The organism is Pseudonocardia sp. TMWB2A (assembly GCF_017312135.1).
Map to the genome: position 1 here is coordinate 1,355,918 of NZ_QKQY01000002.1, position 24,132 is coordinate 1,380,049.

At 73.6% G+C, this 24,132-nt stretch carries 21 protein-coding genes; 10 read left to right on the forward strand and 11 right to left on the reverse strand.

Annotated features, from left to right (window positions below):
• Positions 1-11 precede the first annotated feature (11 nt).
• On the reverse strand, positions 12-902 hold the full coding sequence (locus DMP17_RS20760; protein WP_226355484.1) for a thioesterase family protein: 891 nt from the start codon (positions 900-902) through the stop codon (positions 12-14).
• Between the two features lie 145 nt (positions 903-1,047).
• Here DMP17_RS20760 and DMP17_RS20765 point away from each other — a divergent pair, with 145 nt between their 5' ends.
• Complete coding sequence (locus DMP17_RS20765; protein WP_374203864.1) at positions 1,048-3,138, forward strand: ATP-dependent DNA helicase; 2,091 nt, start codon at positions 1,048-1,050, stop codon at positions 3,136-3,138.
• Positions 3,139-3,211: 73 nt separating this feature from the next.
• The gene (locus tag DMP17_RS20770) at positions 3,212-3,628 is read left to right on the forward strand and encodes an organic hydroperoxide resistance protein (RefSeq protein ID WP_226355483.1); all 417 of its coding nucleotides are present in this window, start codon (positions 3,212-3,214) and stop codon (positions 3,626-3,628) included.
• Between the two features lie 17 nt (positions 3,629-3,645).
• Here the strand turns inward: DMP17_RS20770 and DMP17_RS20775 are convergent, their stop codons facing one another.
• From DMP17_RS20775 to ctaD, 4 genes are read right to left on the reverse strand one after another with little or no spacing between them, the layout of a single operon-like run.
• Positions 3,646-4,266, reverse strand: a complete 621-nt coding sequence (locus tag DMP17_RS20775) for a carboxymuconolactone decarboxylase family protein (protein WP_226355482.1) — start codon at positions 4,264-4,266, stop codon at positions 3,646-3,648.
• 10 nt (positions 4,267-4,276) lie between these two features.
• Positions 4,277-5,032: a peptidyl-tRNA hydrolase gene (locus tag DMP17_RS20780; RefSeq protein ID WP_337830355.1), complete on the reverse strand. Its 756-nt coding sequence runs from the start codon at positions 5,030-5,032 to the stop codon at positions 4,277-4,279.
• Positions 5,029-6,288: a phosphoserine phosphatase SerB gene (gene serB / locus DMP17_RS20785; protein ID WP_337830356.1), complete on the reverse strand. Its 1,260-nt coding sequence runs from the start codon at positions 6,286-6,288 to the stop codon at positions 5,029-5,031. Before serB ends, DMP17_RS20780 begins: the two co-directional genes overlap by 4 nt.
• Entirely contained in the window at positions 6,288-8,042 is a 1,755-nt protein-coding gene (gene ctaD / locus DMP17_RS20790) for an aa3-type cytochrome oxidase subunit I (protein WP_226355480.1), read from the reverse strand. Before ctaD ends, serB begins: the two co-directional genes overlap by 1 nt.
• Positions 8,043-8,282: 240 nt before the next feature.
• Here ctaD and DMP17_RS20795 point away from each other — a divergent pair, with 240 nt between their 5' ends.
• A complete protein-coding gene (locus DMP17_RS20795; RefSeq protein ID WP_337830357.1) occupies positions 8,283-9,401 on the forward strand; it encodes an acyltransferase family protein in 1,119 nt (372 codons plus the stop codon).
• Here DMP17_RS20795 and DMP17_RS20800 read toward each other — a convergent pair.
• Positions 9,394-10,200 (reverse strand): PIG-L family deacetylase, encoded by an 807-nt coding sequence (locus tag DMP17_RS20800; RefSeq protein WP_337830358.1) that lies wholly within the window; start codon positions 10,198-10,200, stop codon positions 9,394-9,396. The genes DMP17_RS20795 and DMP17_RS20800 overlap by 8 nt on opposite strands.
• A 127-nt stretch (positions 10,201-10,327) precedes the next feature.
• Between DMP17_RS20800 and DMP17_RS20805 the strand changes: the two genes are divergently transcribed.
• Positions 10,328-11,995, forward strand: coding sequence for a benzoate-CoA ligase family protein (locus DMP17_RS20805; RefSeq protein ID WP_226355477.1), 1,668 nt, complete (start codon positions 10,328-10,330; stop codon positions 11,993-11,995).
• Between the two features lie 96 nt (positions 11,996-12,091).
• The gene (locus tag DMP17_RS20810) at positions 12,092-12,535 is read left to right on the forward strand and encodes a GNAT family N-acetyltransferase (RefSeq protein ID WP_178374194.1); all 444 of its coding nucleotides are present in this window, start codon (positions 12,092-12,094) and stop codon (positions 12,533-12,535) included.
• Between the two features lie 3 nt (positions 12,536-12,538).
• On the opposite strand, the gene DMP17_RS20815 is transcribed toward DMP17_RS20810, so the two are convergent.
• The gene (locus tag DMP17_RS20815) at positions 12,539-13,063 is read right to left on the reverse strand and encodes a DUF3558 family protein (protein ID WP_226366866.1); all 525 of its coding nucleotides are present in this window, start codon (positions 13,061-13,063) and stop codon (positions 12,539-12,541) included.
• 192 nt (positions 13,064-13,255) lie between these two features.
• On the opposite strand from DMP17_RS20815, the gene boxC reads away from it, so the two are divergent.
• The 3 genes from boxC (at position 13,256) to DMP17_RS20830 (ending at position 17,033) form a co-directional block, all read left to right on the forward strand.
• Positions 13,256-14,968 (forward strand): 2,3-epoxybenzoyl-CoA dihydrolase, encoded by a 1,713-nt coding sequence (boxC, locus tag DMP17_RS20820; protein WP_337830359.1) that lies wholly within the window; start codon positions 13,256-13,258, stop codon positions 14,966-14,968.
• 3 nt (positions 14,969-14,971) lie between these two features.
• Complete coding sequence (gene boxB / locus DMP17_RS20825; protein ID WP_337830360.1) at positions 14,972-16,384, forward strand: benzoyl-CoA 2,3-epoxidase subunit BoxB; 1,413 nt, start codon at positions 14,972-14,974, stop codon at positions 16,382-16,384.
• A gap of 97 nt (positions 16,385-16,481) precedes the next feature.
• Positions 16,482-17,033, forward strand: a complete 552-nt coding sequence (locus tag DMP17_RS20830) for a hypothetical protein (RefSeq protein ID WP_337830361.1) — start codon at positions 16,482-16,484, stop codon at positions 17,031-17,033.
• A gap of 43 nt (positions 17,034-17,076) precedes the next feature.
• Here the strand turns inward: DMP17_RS20830 and DMP17_RS20835 are convergent, their stop codons facing one another.
• A complete protein-coding gene (locus DMP17_RS20835; RefSeq protein WP_226355472.1) occupies positions 17,077-18,501 on the reverse strand; it encodes a ferredoxin reductase family protein in 1,425 nt (474 codons plus the stop codon).
• Positions 18,502-18,645: 144 nt separating this feature from the next.
• Here DMP17_RS20835 and DMP17_RS20840 point away from each other — a divergent pair, with 144 nt between their 5' ends.
• Positions 18,646-19,668, forward strand: a complete 1,023-nt coding sequence (locus tag DMP17_RS20840) for a YdcF family protein (protein WP_226355471.1) — start codon at positions 18,646-18,648, stop codon at positions 19,666-19,668.
• 7 nt (positions 19,669-19,675) lie between these two features.
• Here the strand turns inward: DMP17_RS20840 and DMP17_RS20845 are convergent, their stop codons facing one another.
• Both DMP17_RS20845 and DMP17_RS20850 read right to left on the reverse strand, forming a co-directional pair.
• Positions 19,676-21,193: an alpha/beta hydrolase gene (locus DMP17_RS20845; RefSeq protein WP_226366870.1), complete on the reverse strand. Its 1,518-nt coding sequence runs from the start codon at positions 21,191-21,193 to the stop codon at positions 19,676-19,678.
• A gap of 129 nt (positions 21,194-21,322) precedes the next feature.
• Positions 21,323-22,534, reverse strand: coding sequence for a macrolide family glycosyltransferase (locus DMP17_RS20850; RefSeq protein ID WP_337830362.1), 1,212 nt, complete (start codon positions 22,532-22,534; stop codon positions 21,323-21,325).
• A 51-nt stretch (positions 22,535-22,585) separates the two neighbouring features.
• Between DMP17_RS20850 and DMP17_RS20855 the strand changes: the two genes are divergently transcribed.
• The gene (locus tag DMP17_RS20855; protein ID WP_226366872.1) at positions 22,586-23,362 is read left to right on the forward strand and encodes an alpha/beta hydrolase; all 777 of its coding nucleotides are present in this window, start codon (positions 22,586-22,588) and stop codon (positions 23,360-23,362) included.
• A 16-nt stretch (positions 23,363-23,378) separates the two neighbouring features.
• Here DMP17_RS20855 and DMP17_RS20860 read toward each other — a convergent pair whose 3' ends face one another.
• On the reverse strand, positions 23,379-24,098 hold the full coding sequence (locus tag DMP17_RS20860; RefSeq protein WP_226366873.1) for an SDR family NAD(P)-dependent oxidoreductase: 720 nt from the start codon (positions 24,096-24,098) through the stop codon (positions 23,379-23,381).
• Positions 24,099-24,132 lie beyond the last annotated feature (34 nt).

A 24,132-nucleotide genomic window follows, 5' to 3' on the forward strand; every position in this document is an offset into this window, starting at 1 on the left:
CACGTGCGGGGTCAGTCCCGGAAGCGGAACGGGGCGAGCTTCTCCGCGAGGAGGACCGGGTCGCCGTCCTCACCCGGGGCGTGGTGGAAGCCCTCGGCCTCGGCCAGGCCGATGAGCTCGCGGTCGTGGAACAGGCCGCAGACGTAGCGGACGGTGTCCTCGCCGATCTCGGTGACCGCGACGCGCATCTGGTAGATGCCCGGGTAGTGCACCTCGGCGAGGTACTGGACCGACAGCGTCGACGGGGAGAGCCCGTCGAGCGGGCCGCCCGCGGGGTAGCCCAGCACGTCGGAGTGCAGCTCGGCGAGGCCGTCGAGGTACCAGGAGGCCAGCGCGACGTTGTTCACGTGGCGGTTGGTGTCCAGGTCGGTGAAGCGGGTGCGGACGTCCCAGCGGAACGGGTAGTTCTCGCGGACGGCGCGGGCGTCGCCGCGCTCGGGACGGACCGGGGCGGGGGCCTCGATGCGCAGGGTGGTCAGCGCGCCGCGGACCTCGTCGGTCAGCGGGGCCGGGGCGTCGCCGTCGGTGTGCACCGAGGTCGACTCGCCGGTGGCGACGCACTCGTCGCCGGCGAAGACCGCGTACCGGTAGGAGAACGACGTGGTGCCGATGTGGCTGACGCCGACACCGATCCGGTAGGAGCCGGTGACCCGCAGCGGGGCCAGCACGTCGACCCGGATGGCGGCGAGCAGCAGCCGCACGCGGGACTGCAGGCGGGCGACCAGGTCGGCGCCGAAGGTGTCGCGCTCGACGGCGACGCGGGCGTCCTCGAACCAGCGCACCAGGGCGTCGCGGCCGATCCGGCGGCTCGGGTCGAGGTCGGCGTAGCGGGCCTCGTGCTCGATCAGCACCGGGAACATCCCCGGCTCGGGCACGGTCGGCGTCGTGATGGTTGCTGTCACCCCCCCATCGTGACGCTGTGTCGCCGCTCACCGGCAACCGGCCGTCCGATATCACACCCGGTGAGCTGCCCGGGTACGCCGGGTGCGCGGTCCCGGGTGCCGGGCGGCACGGTCACGGCCGGACCTGTCGGGGGCGCTCGGTAACCTGCCGGACGTGCCTCCCCCCTCGACGGCCCCCGTGCGGACCCAGGACCTGCCCGGTGTGCACGAGCTGCTCGAGGTGGCCGTCACCTCGGTCGGCGGGTCACGCCGCGAGGGCCAGGACCGGATGGCCGACGCGGTGCGCCGCTCGCTGTCGTCCGGGGAGCACCTGGCCGTGCAGGCGGGCACCGGCACCGGGAAGTCGCTGGCCTACCTCGTGCCCGCGATCCGGCACGCGATCGCCCGCGACACCACGGTCGTCGTCTCGACGGCCACGATCGCGCTCCAGCGCCAGCTCGTGGACCGGGACCTGCCGCGCGTCGCGAAGAGCCTCAAGAAGGTGCTGGGCCGCGAGCCCACCTTCGCCATCCTCAAGGGGCGGCGGAACTACCTGTGCATGAACAAGCTCCACGGCGACATGGACGACGATCCGGGCGACGAGCAGCTGTTCGACGCGTTCGCCATCTCGGCGCTCGGGCGGCAGGTGAAGCGGCTGCACGAGTGGTCGTCGGACACCGAGACCGGGGACCGCGACGAGCTGGTCCCCGGCGTCCCGGACTCCGCGTGGCGGCAGGTGTCGGTGACGGCACGGGAGTGCCTCGGCGCGAGCCGCTGCCCGGTCGGTGAGGACTGCTTCGCCGAGAAGGCCAAGGCCGAGGCGGGGCGGGCGGACATCGTCGTCACCAACCACGCCCTGCTCGCGATCGACGCGATGGGCGAGGCACAGGTGCTGCCCGAGCACGACGTGGTGATCGTCGACGAGGCGCACGAGCTCGTGGACCGGGTCACCGGCGCGGCCACCGCCGAGCTGACCGCGGGCACCGTCGCGACCGCGGCCCGGCGCTGCGGCAAGCTCGTTGACCAGGACACCGCGGACCGGCTCGCGGAGGCCGGTGAGGGTCTCGCCGCGGTGCTGGAGGACATGACTCCCGGGCGCTGGGAGTCGCTGGGCACCGCCGCCGCGGGCGCACTGAACGCGATCCTGTCGGCCGGGGCGGGCTGCCGGCAGTCGATGGGCGCGAACAAGCGCAGCGACGACGCCGACCCCGAGGGCGCCGCCGCCCGCAAGCTCGCCCAGGCCGTGCTCGACGAGGTCGTCGACACCGCCGCGCGGCTGCTGGAGACGTTCAAGGAGACCGACGCGGCCAAGCGCCGCGACGTCGTCTGGCTGGGTGAGCAGGGGCCCGACGGTTCCCGCCACAAGGTGCTGCGGGTCGCGCCGCTGTCGGTGGGCGGGCTGCTGCGCGAGCGGCTGTTCAACACCCGCACCACCGTGCTGACCTCGGCGACGCTGGCCCTGGGCGGGTCGTTCGACGCGTTGGCCCGGCAGTGGGGCCTGCCCGCGTCGCAGCCCCGGGAGGCCGGGTCCACCCCGCCGTCGAGCGTCGACGAGGGGCACGGCCCGGTCCAGGACCCGGAGGCGCCGCGCTGGCAGGGCCTCGACGTCGGGTCCCCGTTCGCGCACGCCAAGTCCGGGATCCTCTACCTCGCCCGGCGGCTGCCCAGCCCCGGCCGCGACGGCCTCGCGCCGGAGACCCTCGACGAGATCGAGGGACTCGTCCGCGCCGCCGGGGGCCGCACGCTGGGCCTGTTCTCCTCCACCCGCGCGGCGAAGCAGGCCACCGAGGCGCTGCGCGGCAAGCTCGACACGCCCCTGCTGTGCCAGGGCGACGACTCCACGATGCTGCTGGTCAAGCGGTTCGCCGAGGACCCGGAGACCTCGCTGTTCGGCACGCTGTCGCTGTGGCAGGGCGTCGACGTGCCCGGCCCGTCGCTGTCCTGCGTGATCATCGACCGGATCCCGTTCCCGCGCCCGGACGACCCGCTGATCGCGGCCCGGCAGAAGGCCACCGACGCACGCGGCGGGAACGGCTTCCTGTCGGTGTCGGCGACGCACGCGGCGCTCCTGCTCGCCCAGGGCGCCGGACGGCTGCTGCGCGCCACCGACGACCGCGGCGTCGTCGCGATCCTGGACCCGCGGATCGCGACCGCGCGCTACGGCGGCTTCCTGCGGGCGAGCCTGCCCCCGTTCTGGGAGACCACCGACCGGGAGAAGGTGCACGGCGCGCTGCGGCGGCTGCGCGAGTCGTCGTGACCGGCTCCATACGGCGGACGACCCCCGACCCGAGATAGGTTGTGTGCAACCAATCGAGTCCGGAGGAGCACCCATGGCGAACTACACGACCGAGGCCACCTCGACCGGCGGCGGCCGCGACGGCCACATCCGCAGCGACGACGGCTTCATCGACCAGGACCTGAAGATGCCGCCGGAGCTGGGCGGCCCCGGGGGCGCCACCAACCCCGAGCAGCTGTTCGCCGCGGCCTACGCGGCCTGCTTCCACGGCGCGCTGCGGATGGCCGCCCGCAAGGCCAAGACCGCCGTCCCGGACGACGCCCAGGTCACCGCGACGATCCAGCTGGCGCCCGACGACGTCAGCTTCCACGTGGCCGCCGACATCACCGCGCACCTGCCGGGTCTGGACCAGGCGGCCGCGGACGAGCTCGTCGAGGCCGCCCACCAGGTGTGCCCGTACTCCAAGGCCACCCGCGGCAACGTCGAGGTCACCCTCACCGCGACCGTCTGACCACGGGGCCCGGGTGGTCACGGTGCCGGGGGGATCTCCGGCGCCGGGATCTCGAAGGCGTTGAGCAGCGCCGACACCGACAGGTACATGCCGGTGAGGTGCACGGTGTCGAGCACCCCGTCGCGGCCGAGCGCGGCCTCGGCCGCGGCGTAGGTCCCCTCGGACACCCGGTGCGTGCGGACGAGCTCGTCGACGAACCGGTGCACGACGAGCTCGTCGCCGGTCAGCACGTCGGCGGCGGTGCCGTCCTGCAGCGCCCGCACCGCGTCCTCGGCCAGCCCCACCGACCGGGCGACGGCGGTGTGCGCGTACAGCTCGTACGCCGCGCCCCAGGCCGCGCCGACGGTGAGGATCACGACCTCGCGCACGGTCGCCGACAGCGAGGAGTCCCGCTGGTCGGTGCCGACCCAGCGGTTGAACGCCTTCCCGGGGCCGGGCCGCAGCACGAAGGCGTTGAACGGGCCGATGAGGCCACCGTCGTCGTCGGTGGCGGCGAAGCCGGACTCCTCGGCCCACCGGACCGAGCCGGAGCGGAGCCGCTCGGCGGCGGCGCGCTGCTCGTCGTCGAGGTCGAGGGTCTCGTTGCGGGGCAGCCGGCCGCCCCAGTCGCGGGCACCGGCGGAGGGATGTGTGGTCACACCCGGTGGATCACCGCCCGGCGGTCCCGGCAAACGCGGCCCGGGCCAGCGCGAGGCAGGTCATGGTCCCCGGGTCGACCTCGGTGAAGCCGGCGTCGCGCACCCCGACCACGCCGTCGGTGCCGTCGTCGGCGGCCGGGCACAGCCGGTCCCAGGCGGCCCGGTCCGCGGTCCGCACCGCGCACACCGGTGCCGCGCCGACCGGCCAGCCGAGGGCCGCACCGAGCAGCATCGTGGCGTGCCCGACCTGCGCGGCGGCCTTGCCGACCGTCATCTCCGCGTACGGGGACAGCAGCACCAGCGGGGCTCCGGGATCGGGCGGGCCCGGCTCGTCGACGGGCAGCTCGGTGCCCCCGATCTGCAGCCGCGAGACCACCTTCGGCGCCTCGTCGACCGGTCCGGGCAGCAACGCGCGGGCCTCGGCGTCGCCGACCCGCACCGTCACGCCGGGCAGCTCCTGGACCGCACGCCAGTGCGCGCCGCGCGCCCGGCGGGCGATCTTGCGGATGCGCCCGTCCACCCAGGGGGCGACGGCGTCGGACCACTCGCCGCCGGGCTGGGCCCGCGGGTCGGTGCAGACGGCGACCGCGGCCGTCGCGGCGGCCTCCAGCAGCGCGGTGCGTCCGGGGAGCGGGTCGCGCTCGATCCGCAGCACGACCGGCATCGCCCGGACGACGCCGTCGGCCTCCGGCGCGATGTCGCGCTCCCGCGCCCCGGCCCCGTAGCGGCCCGCGAGCAGATCCAGGATCGGTGCGGGACCGGTCACGCCAGCGGGACCCGGCGGAGCACACCCTCGGCGGCGTCGGCGGCCTCGACCTCGGTGCGGGTGATGCCCAGGACGAACAGCACGACGTCGAGGTAGGGCACGGACACCGAGGTGTCGGCGATCTCGCGCAGCGCCTGCTTGGCGTTGAACGCCACCCCGAGCCCGGCGGTGGAGAGCATGTCGATGTCGTTCGCGCCGTCGCCGACCGCGACGGTCTGGTCGAGCGGGATGTCGTGGGTCTCGGCGAAGCGGCGCAGCGCGACGGCCTTTCCGGCCCGGTCGACGACCTCGCCGACGACCCGCCCGGTGAGCGTCCCCCCGGAGATCTCCAGCTCGTTCGCGGCCACGAAGTCGAGCTTGAGCTCGCGGGCGAGACCGGCGATGACCTGGGTGAACCCACCCGAGACGACGCCGCAGCGGTAGCCGAGCCTGCGCAGCGTGCGGATCGTCGTGCGGGCGCCGGGGGTCAGCTCGATCCCGGCGGCCACCTCGTCGACGACGGAGGCGGGCAGCCCCTCCAGCGCGGCGACGCGGCGGGTCAGCGACTCGGTGAAGTCGAGCCGGCCCGCCATGGCCTCCTCGGTGACCCGCCGGACCTCGGCCTCGACGTCGGCCCCGGCGCGGGCGGCCAGCATCTCGATGACCTCGCCCTGGATCAGGGTGGAGTCGACGTCGAACACGATCAGCCGCTTGCTGCGCCGGGCCAGCCCGGCCCGGGCCACCGCGACGTCGACGCCCGCCTGCCGGGCCACCCGGACCAGCCGCCTGCGCAGCGTGCCGGGCGGGTAGGCGTCGGCGTCGCCCTCGGGGACCGGGGAGACGAGCAGCTCCAGCCCGGTCACCGGGTAGTCGGCGACCCGGCGGATGGAGTCGATGTTGGCGCCGACCGCGGCGAGCTCCGCGGCGATCGCGCCGAACGCGCGGGCCGTGATCGGCCTGCCCAGCACCGTGACGACGTGCGTCGACGGCGTCCGGGCGGCCTGGCGGCCGTCGCGCTGGATCTCGATGTGCACGGTCATCGCGATGGAGTCCATCGCCGCGCCGACCGTCTCCTGCAGGTCCTCCGGGTCCCCCGCCGGCACGACGAGCGCCCCCAGGGTGAGCCGGCCGTTCACCACGACCTGCTCCAGGTCGAGCAGCTCGACACCGGCCGCGGTGAGCGCGGTGAACAGGACGGAGCTGACACCAGGCCGGTCCGGCCCGGTCACCGTGACGAGCACGGTGGGCCGGGCCGGACCGGGAAGTACTGGGGCCACTACTTCGACTTGGGGTCGCTGTCCGGCTGCGACTCCTTGCCGACCGACTGTGCGAGGACCTCGGTCGGGTGCGCCCGGTTGCCGACGTGCGCCTCGGCGCGCGCCTTCTCGACCAGGTGCGGGTAGTGCAGGTCGAACGCCGGGCGCTCGGAGCGGATCCGGGGCAGCTCGGTGAAGTTGTGCCGCGGCGGCGGGGACGAGGTCGCCCACTCCAGCGAGTTGCCGAAGCCCCACGGGTCGTCGACGGTGCAGACCCGGCCGAACCGGTAGCTCTTGAACACGTTGTAGAAGAACGGCAGCGTCGAGGCACCGAGGATGAACGCGCCGATCGAGGAGATCGTGTTCAGCGTGGTGAAGCCGTCCGAGGGCAGGTAGTCCGCGTAGCGACGCGGGTAGCCCTCGTTGCCCAGCCAGTGCTGCACCAGGAACGTCAGGTGGAACCCGACGAAGGTCAGCCAGAAGTGGATCTTGCCGAGCTTCTCGTCGAGGAACCGGCCGGTCATCTTCGGGAACCAGAAGTAGATCCCGCCGAAGGTCGCGAACACGATCGTGCCGTAGAGCACGTAGTGGAAGTGCGCGACGACGAAGTAGGTGTCCGACACGTGGAAGTCCACCGGCGGCATCGCGAGCAGGATGCCGGTCAGACCACCGAAGAGGAACGTGACCAGGAAGCCGACCGAGAACAGCATCGGCGTCTCGTAGGTGATCTTGCCCTTCCACAGGGTGCCGATCCAGTTGACGAACTTGACGCCCGTCGGAATGGCGATGAGGAACGTGGTGAAGGCGAAGAACGACAGCATGATCGCGCCGGTGGCGTACATGTGGTGCGCCCACACCGCGACCGACAGCGCCGCGATGGCGATGGTCGCGAAGACCAGGCCCTTGTAGCCGAACAGCGGCTTGCGGGAGAACACCGGGAAGATCTCCGAGACGATGCCGAAGAACGGCAACGCGACGATGTAGACCTCCGGATGGCCGAAGAACCAGAACAGGTGCTGCCAGAGCACCACACCACCGTTGGCCGGGTTGAAGATCTGCGCACCGAGGTGGCGGTCCGCGGCCAGCGCCAGCAGCGCTGCGGTCAGGATCGGGAACGCGATCAGCACCAGCAGCGCGGTGATGAAGATGTTCCAGGTGAAGATCGGCATCCGGAACATCGTCATGCCCGGCGCGCGCATGCAGACGATGGTCGTCACGAAGTTGACGCCACCGAGGATCGTGCCCAGACCGGAGACGACCAGACCCATGATCCAGAGGTCACCGCCCGGCCCCGGCGAACGCACCGCGTCCGACAGCGGGGTGTAGGCGAACCAGCCGAAGTCCGCCGCGCCGCCCGGGGTCAGGAAGCCGGAGACGACGATGAGGCCGCCGAACAGGTACAGCCAGTACGAGAACGAGTTGAGCCGCGGGAACGCGACGTCGGGGGCACCGATCTGCAGCGGCACGATGTAGTTCGCGAAACCGAAGACGATCGGCGTCGCGAACAGCAGCAGCATGATCGTGCCGTGCATGGTGAACAGCTGGTTGTACTGCTCGGTCGACAGGAACTGCAGCTCCGGCCGTGCGAGCTCGGCGCGGATCAGCAGCGCCATGACCCCGCCGACGGCGAAGAAGCCGAACGACGTCGTCAGATAGAGGATCGCGATGTCCTTCGGGTCCGTCGTCCTCAACATCTTGAGGAACGTGGATCCCTTGCCCTCACGCCGCGCCGGATACGGGCGCGTCGAGATCGGCTTGGGCTCGACGGCTGTCACCTGGGCCTCCATGCACTTGCCTGACCTGAGCACGTCCTCGCGGACGGGCAGACTGTACTTCCCGACCGGCGAGCGGCGCCCGTCCGGTCCGGGAGATCCACTTCGTGGGTCCCGGCTCGTCGCACGGCGCGCGCCGATTGTGCTCTACGGAGAGTAGAACCGACACCCCCCGACCGCGCACTCAGGGCGCCCTTCACCCGGATCAACAGGTCGCCGGCGGTGTGCGACGGTGGAGATGTGGTGGTTCCGACACCCCCGCCGGGCACCCGTCGCCGGGAGCCGGGCTGGGACGTACTGCGCAGCACCTTCGTGCTGCTGGTCGTGCTCTACCACGCCACGCACCTCGGACCGGTGCTCCACCCGGAGCTGGCGCCGCGCAGCCTCTCCTTCGACCACCAGGTCGGGGCGAGCCTGCTGCTGGTCGTCTCGGCCTACTTCGCCTGCGCGACGCTCGGGCGCCACTCCCCCGGGCGCTACTGGTGGGGCCGGGTCGCGCGGCTGCTGCCGGCGTTCGTCGTCGCGGTGCCGCTGGCCTGGGTGGCCCTGCGCTTCGTGTCCCCGCCGGACTGGGCGTCGCCGCCGGCACGGGAGATGGTCGTCAACTGGCTGATGCTGGGGAACTGGGACACCGAGCGCTACCCGTGGCTCGACCCGGCGTTCTGGACGCTGCCGCTGCAGCTGATGGCGTTCACCGCCGCCGCGGTGCTGAGCGTGACGCGCTGGGGGTACGGGCCACGGCTGCGGGTGCTGCTGTGGGCGATGGTGGTCGTCCCGCTGCTGCTGTGGCCGCTGCGGGCGCGGCCGGGCGACGTCGCGGACCCGCCGTGGTGGTACCGGACCGTCGTCGACGGGCTGGGGTTCCACCGGCTGCACCTGTTCGTGGCCGGGATCGCGGTGTGGCTGTGGTCGACGCGGCGGATGCGCACCCCGCACTCGATCGCCCTGCTCGCGGTGTGCGGCCTGGCCCAGTTCGTGCACGGCCTCGAGCCGGGGCCCGACGGCGTCGTGCGGATCGACCTCGACCACCTCGACGCGGTCGCCGCCGCGCTGGTCTGCGCCGGGATCGCGCTCGTCGCCGTGGTGGCCCGGCTGCCCCGGCCGGGCTCGCGGATGCCCGCCCCGCTGGCGACGGCGGTGCGCAGGCTCGCCGGCATCTCCTACGGCGTCTACCTGGTGCACCAGACCGTCGGCTACGTGCTGATGCGCCGGCTGCAGGACCTCGGCGCCGGGCCGCTGGCGCAGTCCGCGGCGATGCTGGCGACGGCGGTGCTGCTCGGCTGGGCGCTGACCCGGCTGGTGGAACGCCCGGCCCACGCCGCGCTGATGCGGGCGTGGGACCGGCGCGCGGGCGTCACCTGAGCGGCTCGAAGACCTCGGTCCAGATCTCGGGCGCGGTGGCCGGGTTGGGCTGCGCGTCGACGATGTAGAACTCGGTGCCCAGACCCATCGCGAACACCGGGTCCGGCATCGTCAGCATGAAGTGGTCGGGGCCCATCTGGCTGGCGTGCGCGCGCATCGAGGCCCGCTTGGTCTCGGCGTACTCGACGGCCTCGACCCGGTGGGTGATCTCGGACTCGGGCTTGCCGAACGACCCGTCGTCGGGGATCTCGGGCATCTGCCAGTCGCCGCCGCGCTCCTTCTGGAGCCCGCGCATGCCGCGGAGCAGCCAGTCGCGGTTGGTGGTGTTCTGCGCGACGACCGGGACCCCGGCGAGCTCCCCGGCGCGGGCACCGACCCGGTGCACCTGGATGTGGTCGGGGTGGCCGTAGCCGCCGTTGTCGTCGTAGGTGGTGAGGACGTCGGCCTCCTCCTCCTCGAGGATCAGCGCGAGCCGCTTGGCCGCGTGCTCCACCGGGGCCTGCCAGAAGCAGTAGGGGGCGTCGTTGCTGGGCTCGCCCATCATCCCGGAGTCGACGTAGCCGAGGAACTCCACGCGGGCGACGCCGAGGGCGCGGGCCGAGGCGTGGCACTCCGCGGAGCGGCGGACCGGCAGCTGCTCCCCCTCGGCCAGGACGCCGGGTACCGGCTCCCCCAGCTCGCCACGGGTGGCGAAGACGAGGACGACGCGGTGGCCGAGCGCGGCGGCCTTGGCGAGCGTGCCCGCGGTGCCGATCGACTCGTCGTCGGGATGGGCATGGAAGCTGACGAGGGTCCCCACGGACGGTGAGCCTAGGAGCCGGTCCCGGCCGCCCCGCACCGGGCCGTCGTCGATCTACAAACCGTTGACGCGCCGTCCGATGTGTGTAGCATCACAGGTCCCCGAACCGGCACAGGAGCCACCCACCATGGCCGATGTCGTCAGCGTCGACAACGTCGATCCCGCCCACACCACCGTGCCCGTCCCCCGCAGCGCGCAGCAGGCGCCGGAGGCGTTCAACGCCGCCGCGCACCTCACCGCCGCCCGGGTCGGGGCCGGGGACGGCGGCCGCACCGCCGTCCGGTTCCCCGGCGGCTCGCTCACCTACGCCGCCCTGACCGACCGGGTCCGGCTCGTCGCCGGGGCCCTGCGCCGGGCCGGCGTGCGGCCCGAGCAGCGCGTGCTGCTCGTGATGCCCGACGACGTCGAGCTGTTCACCGCGATCCTCGCGACCCTGTGGGCGGGCGCGGTCGCCGTGCCGTGCTCGACGATGCTGACCGGGCGCGAGCTCGCCGTGCTCGTCCGGGACTCGCGGGCGACCACCGTGATCGGCGGCGAGGCGTTCGCCGCGCACCTCACCGAGGCCGTCGCGGGGGCGCCCGACCTGGAGCGCGTCGTGCTCACCGGGGCCGACCCGCTGGTCACCGGGGTCACCTCCCTGACCTGGGACGCCCTGCTCGACGGCGCCGACCCGCTGCCCGAGCCGCACCCGACCTGGGCGGAGTCCCAGGCGCTGTGGCTCTACACCTCGGGCACGACCGGCAAGCCCAAGGGTGCCATGCACCGCCACGACGACATCCGGTTCGTCGCCGACACCTACGGCCGCCAGGTCCTCGGCATCCACCGCGACGACGTCTGCCTGTCGGTCGCGAAGCTGTTCTTCGCCTACGGCATCGGCAACTCGATGTTCTTCCCGCTCTCGGTCGGCGCCTGCGCCGTCCTCGAACCGTCCCGGCCGAACCCCGAGCACTACTCCCGCCTCGCCGAGCAGCACGGCGCGACGCTGTTCTTCGCCGTCCCCAGCTTCTGGGGCCCGATGATCGCCGCCGAGCTGCCGCGCGAGCGGTTCGCCACCGTGCGCCGCGGCGCCTCGGCGGGCGAGGCGCTGCCCGCGCGGATGTTCCACGGCGTGCTCGACCGCTACGGCTTCGAGGTCCTCGACGGCATCGGTTCCACCGAGGCGCTGCACATCTTCATCTCCAACCGGCCGGGCGAGGTCGTGCCGGGCAGCTCCGGCTTCCCGGTCCCCGGCTACGAGGTGGAGCTGCGACGACCGGACGGCAGCGTCATCGACGGCCCTGGCGAGCAGGGCATGCTCTACGTCGCGGGCGACTCGGTGTGCACCGGCTACTGGTGCCGCACCGAGGTCAACCGCGCAGTGTTCCAGGGCCGCTGGATGCGCACCGGCGACCAGTACGTCCGCGGCGAGGACGGGTCGTGGACCTGCCTGGGCCGGGCCGACGACGTCCTCAAGGTCGGGGGCATCTGGGTCTCCCCCGGCGAGGTCGAGACCCGCCTGCTGGAGCACCCGGGGCTCGCGGAGGCGGTCGTCGTCGGGATCCCGGACGACGACGGGCTGGACAAGCCGGTCGCGTTCGTCGTGCCCCGCGACCCGGCGGCGGCGCCGTCGGAGGCCGAGCTGGTCGCGTTCTGCCGCGAGGGGCTGGCGTCGTTCAAGCGGCCGCGCGCCGTGGTCACCGTCGACGAGCTGCCCAAGACCCCCACCGGGAAGATCCAGCGCTACCGGCTGCGCGCGCACGCCGCCGCGCTGCCGGGGGCCACCGGGCACCCCGGCGACCCGGAGACGGTGGTCTGAGGATCGTCCGGAGTGTCTCGATGTAGGACGTTCGCTCGACCCGGGCCGCTCCGCCGGGGTTCACTCGGCGGACACACCGACGGCGAGGAGGCCGGCGTGGACACGTGGGACTGGATCCCGGAGACCCCCGCGACCTGGGACGACCGGAAGGGCCGGGTGCTCGACGGTCTCGACCCCGCGCTGTTCGGCCTCGGCCGCCCCGGCGACGGCGACCCGCTCGGCGACGAGTGGTGGCGCGTCGAGGACGCCGACGGCACGACCGTCGCCTACGGCCGGCTCGACGGCAGCTGGGGTGACGCCGAGATCCTGGTCCTCGTCGCCCCCGCGGCCCGGCACTCCGGCGTCGGCTCGTTCGTGCTGGAGCGGCTGGAGGCCGAGGCCGGCCGGCGGCGGCTGAACTACCTCTACAACGTCGTGCCGCACGGCCACCCCGACCCCGAGCCGGTGACCGCCTGGCTCACCGCGCGCGGCTTCGCCCGCAACGACGTCGGCGAGCTGCGCAAGCAGGTCCCGGCCGCGCTGGTGCAGAACCAGGGCTGAGGCTCAGGCCGCGCCCGCGGTGCGCAGCGCGGTCGAGACGATCTTCCGGGCCGCGCCGCAGGGGTCGGACGGGGCGGAGCCGACGACCGACAGCATCCCCGATCCGGCGTCGACGACCACGAGGCAGACACCCTCGGTCTGCGACACCGCGGCGCGGCGACCGTCGAGGGTCTCCTCGGTGACCGCGGACCCCTGGGTGCGCATCTGCGTGAGCCCGGCGTCGAAGGCCCCGGGCTGCGCGGCGACGAGCAGCGTCGTCGGCACGGAGAAGGAGAACCCCGCCGTCCCGCCCCCGGTGCCGACGGTGTCCCAGCGGCAGCTCGGCGCGGGCTCGCCGGTGGCCGTGCCCGGCCCGGTCAGGCCGAGCCCGGCCAGCTCGCCCTCCGGGACGTACGAGCACGGCGGCGCGGACAGGTCCAGGGCCGGCGCGGCGGCCGGGGTGGCGGCCCCGGGCCCTCCGGAACAGCCGGCGAGCAGGGAGAGGGACACGGCGGCGAGGGCGAGGCCCACGAGCGGGGATCGATGCACGAAGTGGATCATTCCCGGACCGGTCCGGCGCCGGGGCGGAATGCGGAGGTCCGGCGGTCGTGGCCGTCACACCGGTCGGCGCGAGCCGGTCCGGCGGCTCGCCGTGATCGCAGACACTCCACACTCTTCCGTCGCCACGTCATCTGGTTGTAGTCTTTAGTGGCCGCAACGACGCGAGGAGGAGCGGAGTCCATGAGCAGTGCAGACCCGTCCGTCGACCCGGACGACGGCGCCGTCCCGCGGGTGGACTTCGACCGCGACCCGTCGGGCTACCGTCACTGGAAGCTCGCGCTCGACCCGGACGACCCCACGGTCGCGTACGTGAAGCTCGACGTCGACGAGGCGGGCGGCCTCGTCCCCGGCTACGAGCTGAAGATGAACTCCTACGACCTCGGCGTCGACATCGAGCTCTACGACATCACCCAGCGGCTGCGGTTCGCCCATCCGCAGGTCAGGGCCGTCGTACTGACCAGCGCCAAGGACCGCAACTTCTGCGCGGGCGCGAACATCCGGATGCTCGCCGGGTCCTCGCACCCGTGGAAGGTGAACTTCTGCAAGTTCACCAACGAGACCCGCAACGGCATCGAGGACGCGACCGCGTACTCCGGCCAGACCTGGATCGCCGCCGTCAACGGCACGGCCGCCGGCGGCGGCTACGAGATGGCGCTGGCCTGCGAGCGGATCCTGCTGATCGACGACAACTCCTCCACCGTCGCGCTGCCCGAGGTCCCGCTGCTGGGCGTGCTGCCCGGCACCGGCGGCCTCACCCGCGTCACCGACAAGCGCCGCGTCCGCAAGGACCGCGCCGACGTGTTCGCCACGAGGTCCGAGGGCTTCGGCGGGAGGCAGGCCGTCGAGTGGAAGCTCGTCGACGAGGTGATCCCCAAGCGCCGCTGGAACGAGACGGTGGCCGAGCGGGCCGTCGAGGCCGCGGCGGCGTCGACGCGGCTGCCCGCGGACGAGGGGATCGAGCTGGCCCCGCTGGAGCGCACCGAGACCGCCGACGGCATCACCTACCCGCACGTGCGCGCGGAGTTCGACCGCGACCGGGGCCTGGTGGAGATCACCGTCGACGGGCCCGAGGGCGGTGTCCCGGAGAGCATCGAGCGCGTGCACGCCCTCGGCGCGGACTTCTGGCCGCTGGCCATGACCCGCCAGCTCGACGACCTGGTCCTGCGCCTGCGCAGCAACGAGCCGGAGCTGGGCACCTGGGTGATCCGCACCCGGGGCGACGTCGAGGACGCGCTGGCCTTCGAGCGCGTCATCGAGCAGCACTCCGGCGACGACTGGCTGGTCAACGAGATCCGGCACTACTTCAAGCGCACCCTCAAGCGCCTGGACGTGACCAGCCGCAGCCTGATCGCGCTGGTCGAGCCGGGCTCCTGCTTCGCCGGTGCGCTGCTGGAGCTGGCCCTGGCCTGCGACCGCCAGTACATGCTCGACGGCACGATCGAGGGCGACGAGCAGGGCGACGAGGCCCAGATCATGCTCACGGCGTCGAACTTCGGCACCTTCCCGATGCCCAACGGACCGTCCCGGCTCGCGAGCCGCTTCCACGGCGACGACGACCACGTCGCCACGCTCCGCAAGGAGGTGGGGCGCCGCCTCACCGCGGCCGAGGCGCTGGAGCTGGGTCTGGTCACCGACGCGCCGGACGACATCGACTGGGACGACGAGGTCCGCATCATGCTCGAGGAGCGGGCCTCGCTCTCGCCGGACGCGCTGACCGGGATGGAGGCCAACCACCGGTTCGTCGGGCCGGAGACGATGGAGAGCCGCATCTTCGGCCGGCTCACCGCCTGGCAGAACTGGATCTTCGTGCGCCCGAACGCCTCCGGGCCGGAGGGCGCACTGCGCAAGTACGGGACGGGCCGCAGGGCCGACTTCGACCGCAAGCGGGTGTGAGCCATGAGCATCGACTACTCCGAGAAGATCCCCAACAACGTCGACCTCGCCGGGGACCGCAAGCTGCAGCGTGCCCTGGAGTCCTGGCAGCCCAACTTCCTCACCTGGTGGAAGACGATGGGCCCGGCCGTCCCGACCCAGGACGTCTACCTGCGCACCGCCGTCGACGTCGGCAAGGAGGGCTGGGCGCAGTTCGGCCACGTCGCGATGGAGGAGTACCGCTGGGGCGTGTTCCTCGCCGAGCGCTCCGACGACCGCCGGATCGCCTTCGGCGAGAACCGCGGCGAGCCGGTCTGGCAGCAGGTCCCCGGCGAGTACCGCGCCGACCTGCAGCGCCTGATCGTCATCCAGGGCGACACCGAGCCCGCCTCGGTCGAGCAGCAGCGCCGCCTCGGCGAGACCGCCCCCAGCCTCTACGACCTGCGCAACCTCTTCCAGGTCAACGTCGAGGAGGGTCGCCACCTCTGGGCGATGGTGTACCTGCTGCACGCCTACTTCGGCCGCAACGGCCGCGAGGAGGCCGAGGCGCTGCTGCAGCGCAACTCCGGCGACCTGGACAGCCCCCGCATCCTCGGCGCGTTCAACGAGGAGACCCCGGACTGGCTGTCGTTCTTCATGTTCACCTACTTCACCGACCGGGACGGCAAGTACCAGCTCGGCACGCTGAAGGAGTCCGCCTTCGACCCGCTCTCGCGCACCTGCGAGTTCATGTTGAAGGAGGAGGCCCACCACATGTTCGTGGGCACCACCGGCATCGACCGGGTGATCCAGCGGACCTGCGAGCTGATGCGCGAGCACGACACCGCCGACATCGCCCCGCACGGCGGCATCCCGCTGGACGTGATCCAGAAGTACATCAACTTCCACTACTCGGTCAGCCTGGACCTGTTCGGCTCCGAGCAGTCGACGAACGCGGCGAACTACTTCACCGCCGGACTCAAGGGCCGCTGGCAGGAGGAGCGGCGTCGCGACGACCACGTGCTGACCGAGGACGGCTTCGGCATGGAGCAGGTCCGCGACGGCGGCGTCGTCACCGACGAGGTCCCGGCCCTGCTGGCACTGAACCTGGACCTGCGCAACGAGTACGTGAAGGACTGCCAGTCCGGGCTGAAGCGCTGGAACCGCATCCTGGAGAAGAACGGGTTCGACGACCGCGTGTACCTCCCGCACGTCGGGTTCAACCGGCAGGTCGGGCTGTTCTCCTCCCACGAGCTCACCCCGAAGGGCGACCTGATCTCCGCCGACGTGTGGGCGTCCCGCCAGGACGACTGGCTGCCGTCGGAGGCGGACCGGACGTTCGTGCAGAACCTGATGCGCCCGGTCTACGAGCCCGGGAAGATCGCGGGCTGGATCGCGCCGCCGTCGAACGGGATCAACGGCAAGCCCTTCGAGTACGAGTACGTCCACCTCGCCTGATCGTCCACACCGGACCGTTCACCGAGAGTGGTCACCGTTCGCCGACCGGGTGGCCGTTCGCCGCCCGTCGCGCTCGCGTGACCCCGGATCGGGCCCGTTGACTGACCCCGTGGTGACAGGACGGGGTGCGGCGGGCACACAACGCGACGACGACACCGGCGACACCGCCGACCGGGTCGACGACCGGGTCGGCGGCGCGGGTGTGGCCGCCCGCTTCGGCCGCGGCGCCGACGACGACGCGTCGCCCCCGGTGTTCGGCACCGCCCCGTGGGGCTACCGGCGGGCCGAGGTCGACGCCTGGGCGAGCTGGGTCGCCCGGCTCGTGGAGCAGGGCCGCCGGGAGACCGTCCGGGCGGACAGCGCGGAGGCCACCCTGCAGGCGACCCTGCAGCGCCTCGACGCGCTGGAACGACGGCACGACCCGGCCCCGGCCACGCTGGACACGGGTTCGCCGGACACGGGGTCGCCGGACCCGGGGTCGACCGCTCCGGCCACGTCGGGCACCGGCGCCCCGGCCGCGCTGCCCCGTCGTCGTCCCGGTGCGGCGGGCGCGCCCGTGCCGCCCGGCAGCGAGGAGGGGCAGCGCCTGCGGGTCGTCGAGACGACCCTCGGCGAGGTCATGGCGCTGCTGCAGCGTCTGGCGCCCTGACCCGTCCGCCCCGCCCGACCGGCCCGGACTCCCGGACGCGTCGTCAGCCGAAGTTCTCGACGTGCACGCGCCGCTCCGGCACCCCGGCGTCGAGCACGGTGCGCCGGACCATCGCGGTCCACCGGCCGGGTCCGCACACGTACACCTCGCGCACCGCGATGTCCGGGATCCGGGCCCGCAGCGCGGCGAGGTCGTCGGCCCGGCCCGCGTCGGCGCCCCACCACGACCCCGCCCCCCGGCGACGCCCGGGCGAGGCCACCACGTGCAGGTTCCGCTCCCGGGCGAGGCGGGTGAACTCCCGCGCGAACAGCGGCTCGCGGGTGAAGCGGTGCACCACCACGACGTCGGCGGACTCGTTGAGGAACTTCTCCGCCAGCGCCCGCAACGGGGTCATCCCGACGCCCGCCCCGATCAGCGCGACCCGCGGGCTGGTCCGGGTGCGCGGGGTCAGCCTGCCGTAGGGGCCCTCGATGTAGACCCGGGTGCCCTGCCGCAGGTTCGGGACGGCGGCGCTGCCGTCGCCGAGCTGCTTGACGGTGATCCGCAGCGAGCGGGCCGTCGGCGGCGCCGACAACGAGTACGGGTTGCCCGCGGGCCAGCCGCGCCCGGACCGGAACCGCCAGACGAAGAACTGCCCGGCCGAGGCGCCGAGCTCGCGCAGCCGCTCGCCGGTCATGTGCACCGACACGCTGCCGTCGCCCTCGGGCAGCACCGCGGCGACGGTGATCCGGTGCCGGCGCGACCGGAGCACCGGGACCGCGACCCGCCAGACCACGACGGCGAGCACCGCGACGATCCACAGCCCCCACCAGAACACCGTCCGCGACGGCGAGGTGGTGAACTCCCGCCCCGCCCACAGCTGGTGCGGCAGCGCGAGGAACACCCCGGCATAGCCCCACAGGTGCAGCAGGTGCCACCACTCGTAGCGCAGCCGGGTGCGGATCCACCGCGCGCTGGTCACGACGACGAGCACCACCAGGACGGTGCCGAGCGAGGCCACGACCATCCCGGGCCAGGTCCACGTCAGCTGCCAGAACCCGGCGGGGACGCGACCCGCACCGGCGGGGCCGTGCGCCCAGCTCGCGCAGCCGACGTGCGCCAGCATCCCGGCGAACGAGGCGATGCCGGTACCGCGGTGCAGCGCGATGAGGTGCCGCTGGCCGAACGCGTGCTCCAGCAGCGGGATCCGGGCGGCGAGCAGCACCTGCCCGAGCAGCAGCAGCGACGCCAGCAGCCCGCAGAGCCGTCCGGTCTCGGCGACCGCGCGGGTGCCGCCCTCCAGCAGCCCGGCGGGGCCGCCGCCGTCGACCCACCAGGCGAGGACGAGCAGCACCGCCAGGGCGGCGAGCACCCCCGTCGCACGGCGGACCCGGCGGTCGGCGCGGGCGACGTCGCGCGCGGGGACCGGTGGGTCCGGCTTGAAGCGGCCACCGGGCACCCGGACGGTGGGGGCGGAGAGGGACGACACAGTGCCGCCATCCTCCCCGACCACCGGGCGGCGCCGTCGACGGACCCGGTCCGGCGCACCGGGGCGACCGCCGACCGCCACGACCGGGTGGCCGCCCGTTCCGTCCGGGGCCGGTCCGCGGGGCGGGGAGAAGGATCGTCGTCGATGTCCGACTCGTACCTCACCCTGCTCGTGACCGTCCTCGCGGTCGTGCTGCCCGTCGTGCTCGCGGTCGTCGTCACCGTGTTCACCGTGCGGCGGATCCGGCGCGACCCCCGACGGCTGGGCAACGCCTACTGGCTGCTGGCCACCACGCTGCTCCTCGGGTGGGTGCTCGGTGTCGCCGGGTCCGGCGGGAACCCGGTGTTCGGCGCGCTCGGGCTCCTCATCGTGCTGTCGCCGCTGATCACGGTGGTGTTCGCGGTGTTCTGCGTCCTCAACGGCGCGGTGATGCTGCGCCGGGAGCGGTTCTCGCTCGGCAACTCGCTGTCGCTGCTCACCGGCCTGGCGATCATCGGCCTGCTCGTCGCGGTCTGGCCGGTGCTGGCGCTGCACTCGCTCGTGCTGCGCGCGCTGTGGCTGGCCTGCCTGCTCGCGGCGGCGTTCCTGGCGTTCCAGTTCGCCGCGTTCCTCGGCTACGCGCGGCTCTACCGGTGGCTGGTGCGCGACCGGCCCGCGGACTGGGTGGTCGTGCTCGGCTCCGGGCTGCACGGCAGCGAGGTGCCGCCGCTGCTAGCGTCGCGGATCGCGACCGGGATGGACGAGCTGACCCGGCGTGGGGCCGGACGGCTGGTGCTGTCCGGCGGGAAGGGCGACGACGAGCGGCTCGCCGAGGGCGAGGCGATGGCCCGCTGGGCCGCGGCGCACGGCGCCGACCCGGCGGTGCTGACCGCGGAGACCGCCTCGCGGACCACCGAGGAGAACCTGCGGTTCAGCTCGGCGCTGGTCGGCGACGGCCCCGGCGTCATCGTGACCAGCAACTACCACGCGTTCCGGGCCGCGCTGCTGGCCCGGCGGCTCGGCGTCGACGCCCAGGCCGTGGGGGCGCCGACCGCCGGCTACTACTGGCCCAGCGCGGTGCTGCGCGAGTTCGTCGCGGTGCTGCGCGAGTACCGGGTGGCGAACGCGGTGCTGCTGGCCCTCGTCGCCGTCCCGGTACCGCTGGTGCTCGTGCTCGTCGCCGGCTGAGGCCGGCTCAGCCGCCCACGGCCGCCGGGGACGGCGGCGGCAGCGGCGGGCACTGCTTGTCCGACCGGTCGCCGCCGGTCCGCTTCGGCAACGCGCCGGTGAGCAGGTAGTCGGCGACCGTGTCGTCGGTGCACGCGATCCCCGACAGCGACGACGAGTGGGTGTGACCGCCGACGCCTTCGACCAGCGACGAGCCGGGGAAGGTCCGCCGGGCCTGGAGTGCGCCCTCGTAGGGGGTGGCGCCGTCGTAGGTCTCGGAGATCAGCAGCGGACCGGTCTTCAGCTTCCCGGCGACCTTCGGCGCGGGCCCGGGCTTCACCGGCCAGTCCCGGCACGGCGCGTTGTACCAGGCGTTGCCCCAGGTCTCGAACGGCGCCTTCCGGTCGGTGGCGGTGTTGTCGCGCTTCCAGGTGGCCCAGTCGTGCGGGAACGGGGCGTCGGTGCACTGGGTGGCGAGGTAGACGGCGTAGTTGTTGTCGTCGGTCGGCGAGCCGGCCTGGTCGTAGGCGGCCTTGAGCTTCGCCGCGTCCTTCTTCGTGCCGGCGACGAACGCGTCGGCGACGGAGGTGTACTCCCCCACGTTGTAGCCGGCGCGCAGGAAGATGTCGGTCCACTCGGAGGACCCGATCTTCCCGCCCAGCGGGGCCTTCCGGAACTCCGCGGCGAGGTCGTAGAAGCGCTTCTCGACGGCGTCGCCGGTGTTGCCGAGGTGGTAGGTGGCGTCGTTCTTGGCGACCCAGTCGAAGAAGGTCTCGATGTTGCGCTGGAACGCGACGTCCTGGTTCAGGTTGGCCCGGTACCACCAGTCACGGGGGTCGACGACGCCGTCGAGGACCATCCGGCGGACCTTGTCCGGGAACATCGTGGCGTAGACCTGGCCGAGCATCGTGCCGTAGGAGAAGCCGTAGTAGTTGATCTGCTTCGCGCCCAGGGCCTGGCGGATCAGGTCCATGTCGCGGACGGTGTCCTCGGTGCGCAGGTGCGCGAGCAGGTCGCCGCCGGCCTTGCCGCAGGCCTGGGCATACGCCTCGACCTTCGGCAACCACGCCTTCTCGGCGCCGTTCTCCGGCCGGTAGTCGGGGCGGGCGTAGCCGCCGTAGTCGGCGTCGCAGGTCAGGGCGGGACGGCTGGTGCCCACCCCGCGCGGGTCGAAGCCGATCCAGTCGTAGGCGGCGCCGGCGTTCTTCGGGACGGCGCCGCCGAGCCGGGACAGGCCCAGCCCGGGGCCGCCCGGGCCACCGGGGTTGACCAGCACGACGCCCTGGTACCGGGCCTCGGGCACGGTGTGCCGGATCCGCGACACCGCGATCTCGATCTTCTTGCCGGCGGGCTGCGCGTGGTCCAGCGGGACCTTCAGGAAGCCGCACTCGGCCTTGGCCTGCTGCAGCGACGGGCTCGTGCACGGACCCCACGTGATGCCCTGCCCCGGCGGCGGCGCGGGCGGGGCGGGCGCGGCGAGGGCCGGACCGGCCGTCCCGAGCGTCACCCCGACGGCGACGAGCAGCGTGATGATCGTCCTGCGCACCGGCTCCACCTCTCCGGGCGCACGCGCCCGCCCCCCGACCGAGAGGCAGACGTTGCCATTAGCAACGCTGTGTCCACAATCGCCACGCCCGACGGTGCCCCGAACGGACCAGCGGGGGTCGGGACGGGCTCAGCGGCGTCCCCCGCAGCCACCGACGAGTGCGCAGGCCGCGCACAGCGCGGAGGGCGCCAGACCCTCGACGACGTCCGCGGCGGCCGCGGCCCCGCCGGCCGCCCGGGCGGTCGCCTTCTCCTCGGCGCAGCGGCGCGCGACGGTCTCCGACGACGACACCCGCAGCACCGCCTCCCGCAGCGTCTCCGGGGTCACGTCACCGGCGGGCAGGTGCTCCCCCACCCCGAGCGCGGCGATCCGGTCGGCGTTGCCGAACTGGTCCACCGCCTGCGGGACGGCCACCATCGGCACCCCGTGCCAGAGCCCCTCGGTGCAGCCGCCCATCCCGGCGTGGGTGACGAACGCCGACGCGTGCGCCAGCACGGCCAGCTGCGGCACCCACTCGCGGACGGTGACATCGTCGGGGACCGCGTCGAGGTCGTCCGCGGATACGTGCGGGCCGGTGGCGAGCACGGTCTGCCAGCCGGTGCCGGTCATCGCCTCGATGCAGGCCCGCCAGAACTCCGGCCGGTCGGTGTAGGCCGAGCCGAGCGACACCAGCAGCAGCGGGGCCTTCGGCTTCGGCCACAGCCCCTGGTGCGAGCGGTCGCCGATGACCGGGCCGACGAAGGTGTAGCGGTCGCGGTCGACCCGGTCGAGCTCGGGCTGCATCGCCTCGGGGATCAGCGCCACCGAGCGGTCGGGGTGGCCCAGGAACTCCCGGTTCCCGACGCCGGCGCCGACCTCGTCGAGCCAGGCGTCCAGCTCGGCGCGCCAGGCGAGCCCCTCGGGGGTCTCCAGGAACGCGAAGGCCTCGGCCATGTCGGTCTCGAAGCCGTCCCAGGCCACCATGTGCGGGGACAGCTCCACCCGCGGGATGCCCCGGACCCGGGAGAACGCGTGCCCGGCCCAGCCGCTGCCGTCGTAGCAGACGACGTCGGGGTGCTCGTACTGCAGCGCGTCGGCGATCTGGTCGTAGGCGGAGCGGGCCTCGGCCGAGAACAGCCGCATGGCCTCGATCCCGCCGTCGGGCCACTGCTCGCCCTTCGCCGGGTCGGGCAGGTCGGTGCGGATCCGCAGCGGCGTCGCCCCGGTCGCGGCGACGGCCTCGGCGAACCGCTCCGGGACCGGGTAGGTGACGCGGTGGCCGCGGGCGACCAGCTCGGCCATCACCGGCAGGTTCGGGTGGACGTGGCCGTGCGCGGCGGTGGTCGACATGAGGACGTGCACGACCAGAGTGTGCCTTGACCGGCCGGTCGCGCGCCGACGAGGATCACCGGAATGGCCCGGCTGCGCTGCGACGTCGTCGCCGACTCCCTCGGACTGGCCACCTCGGTCACGGTGCTGCTGCCCCAGCCGTCGCGGACCCGGATCGGCGCCGGGGTGCGCGACCTCGACGCCCCGCCGCCGGTGCTCTACCTGCTGCACGGCCTGTCCGACGACGACACCGCCTGGACCCGCTACACCGCCGTCGAGCGGTACGCCGACGAACTGGGTCTCGCCGTCGTCATGCCGCAGGTGCACCGCAGCTTCTACACCGACCAGGCCTACGGCGGCCGCTACCGCACCTGGGTGACCGAGGAGCTCCCGGCGCTGGTGGCGCGGTTCTTCCGGGTGTCGGCCGACCCGGCGGAGACGTTCGTGGCGGGCCTGTCGATGGGCGGCTACGGCGCGCTGTCCTGGGCGCTGGCCGAGCCCGGCCGGTTCGCGGCCGCGGCGTCGCTGTCCGGGGCGCTCGACCTCGCCGCGCTGGCCGCGGGCCCCCCGCGCGAGGAGGACCCCCGGATCTGGGAGCGGATCCTCGACGGCGCCCCGGTGGCCGGCACCGACGCGGACCTGTCCACCCTGCTCGCCCGGCTCGACCCGGCCACCGCGCCCGCGCTGTACGCGTGCGCCGGCACCGAGGACCCGCTGCACCCGCAGTCGGTGCGCTTCGTCGAGCTGGCCCGGGCCGCCGGGGTGTCCGTGACCACCGCGTTCGGCCCCGGCGAGCACGAGTGGGGCTACTGGGACGCCCGGATCCGCGACGTCCTGGACTGGCTGCCGCTGCCCCGCTGAGCCCTCGCGTGCCCGTTCACCAGGGCAGCGGGCCGTGCCGGTCGGAGTAGGAGCCCGACGCCGCCGCCGCGTCCCCGGTCGCGGCGGCGACGATCGCGTCGGTGCCCTCCTCCACGGTCTGGGTGCCGGAGTTCCCGTTGAGGTCGGTCCGGGTGTAGCCGGGGTCGACCACGGCGACGTGGACGTCGGGCAGCTCGGCGGCGTACCGCGCGGCGACCATGTTCAGCGCCGCCTTCGACGACTGGTAGGCGAACCCCGGCACCCGGGACTCGATCCGCTCCGGGTCGGCGGTCAGCCCGTGCGACCCCAGGCCGCTGGACACCATGACGATCCGCGGGGCCCGGGCCGCCGCGAGCAGACCGAGCATCGCGTGGGTGACCCGGACCGGGCCGAACACGTTGGTCTCGTAGGTCGTGCGGACCAGGTCGGCGGTGGTGTCCGCCGCGGCCGAGCGGCCGCCGACCACGCCGGCGTTGTTGACCAGGACGTCCAGGTGGCCGTACTCCGCCCGGATGCGGTCGGCCGCCGCGGTGACCGACGCGTCGTCGGTGACGTCGAGGTCGACGGCGACGGCGTCGATCCCCTCGGCGGCCAGCTTCCCGGCGGCCTCGGTCCCGCGGCCGTGGTCGCGGGAGCCCAGCAGGACCGTGTGGCCCAGCGCGCCGAGGCGCCGGGCGGTGGTGAGGCCGAGGCCCTTGTTGGCGCCGGTGACGAGGACGATCGTGGAGTCGGTCATGGCACGAGCCTGCGCCCGGCCGGTGGGTCCGGCC